This window comes from Streptomyces sp. NPDC037401 (genome assembly GCF_055602345.1).
Genome location: NZ_JBVJWO010000092.1, coordinates 1 through 1,189, shown reverse-complemented (window position 1 = coordinate 1,189; position 1,189 = coordinate 1). Strand labels below are relative to the sequence as shown.

Annotated in this window: 2 protein-coding genes and 1 pseudogene; all 3 read left to right on the top strand. The window is 70.8% G+C overall.

Features of this window, described 5'->3' with window-relative positions:
• Window positions 1-222: pseudogene (locus ACZ7H1_RS37380) on the top strand (DEAD/DEAH box helicase); the annotation flags it as partial.
• A gap of 46 nt (window positions 223-268) precedes the next feature.
• A complete protein-coding gene (locus ACZ7H1_RS37375) occupies window positions 269-673 on the top strand; it encodes a CBS domain-containing protein (protein ID WP_470792949.1) in 405 nt (134 codons plus the stop codon).
• A gap of 52 nt (window positions 674-725) precedes the next feature.
• Complete coding sequence (locus ACZ7H1_RS37370) at window positions 726-1,037, top strand: SCO5918 family protein (RefSeq protein WP_470792948.1); 312 nt, start codon at window positions 726-728, stop codon at window positions 1,035-1,037.
• Window positions 1,038-1,189: the final 152 nt, after the last annotated feature.

Below are 1,189 nucleotides of genomic sequence, written 5' to 3'. Positions count from 1 at the left end.
GCGGACGCGGGGATCCGTCCACAGGTGACGCAGGTCCGCTCCGGCGAGGCCGAGCTGAACCGCATCACCGGAGCGCAGGCCCCCTCGGGCATCCCCGTCGTCATCACCGCACCGGTCGTCGAACGCGCCAAGCGCAGCTCCGCCTCCCGGGGGAGGCGCCGACCCGCTTCGACCGTCCGGCGCGTGAGCGTGCGGCAGTCCGCCTTCGATGCGGCGGCCTGAGAAGCACGTGATCAGGAAACTGACCCATCTCTGCAGGAGGCACGTTTTGACGCTGGTCCAGATGCAGCCCCGCTCGACGAACGCCAACCCTGTGCACCGGACGGTGGACGACGCGATGGAGGCGGCCGGTCCACAGGTCTGTGACGACATGACGGTCGAGGTGGCCCTGGCCGTCATGGCCAGTGCCCGCGCGGGTCATCTGCTCGTCTGCGACGAGGACGGCCTGTGCACCGGGCTGGTCACCCAGGGCCGGCTCGCCACCGTCCGCGACAGCGCGGCGTACACGGACCAGGTCCGTCTCCGCGACCTCCTGGGAGACCGCGGGCCGGTCGCCTCGCCCTTGACCACGATGGCCGAAGCCGAGCACGCGATGCGCTACCGCAGGCTCGATGCCCTGCCGGTCGTCGACGAGCAGGGCAGCGCTCTGGGCGTCCTCGCCCTTGCCCGCTGAACCGCCTCACCGCGGCACGACCGTCCCCCCTTTCTCCTTCCTGCGAGGCAACATGCGCTGTGTCATCGCCCGTTTCCCGTTCGACCTGACCAAGAGCGGTGTCCTGGAGTCGATGAAGGGCATCAAGCCCGAGCAGGTCGTCGGCGAGTCAGTGATCATCGGGCGCCGTACCTACCCCGTCAAGCAGGTCGGCCAGGTCATCACTCGGCAGGACCGCCGTGACTTCAGCGCAGGTGAAGTCCTCCGGGCCATGACCCAGCTCGGGTTCACCTGCCGCGGCCTCCCCCGGGCCGCCACGCCCACGCGCGTCCTCAGCCCGCTCCAGCAGGCTTCCGCGATGCTCGGCATCCCGGTGACCGTCTGACGGACAGGACGTGCGCAAGCCGACACCCGAACAGCGAGGAGGGGGGGGGGGGGGGGAGGGGGGGGGGGGGGGGTGGGTGGGGGGAGGGGGGGGGGGGGGGTGTGGGGGTGGGGGGGGGGGGTGTTGGGATGATAAACGACGGCAAAGCATAA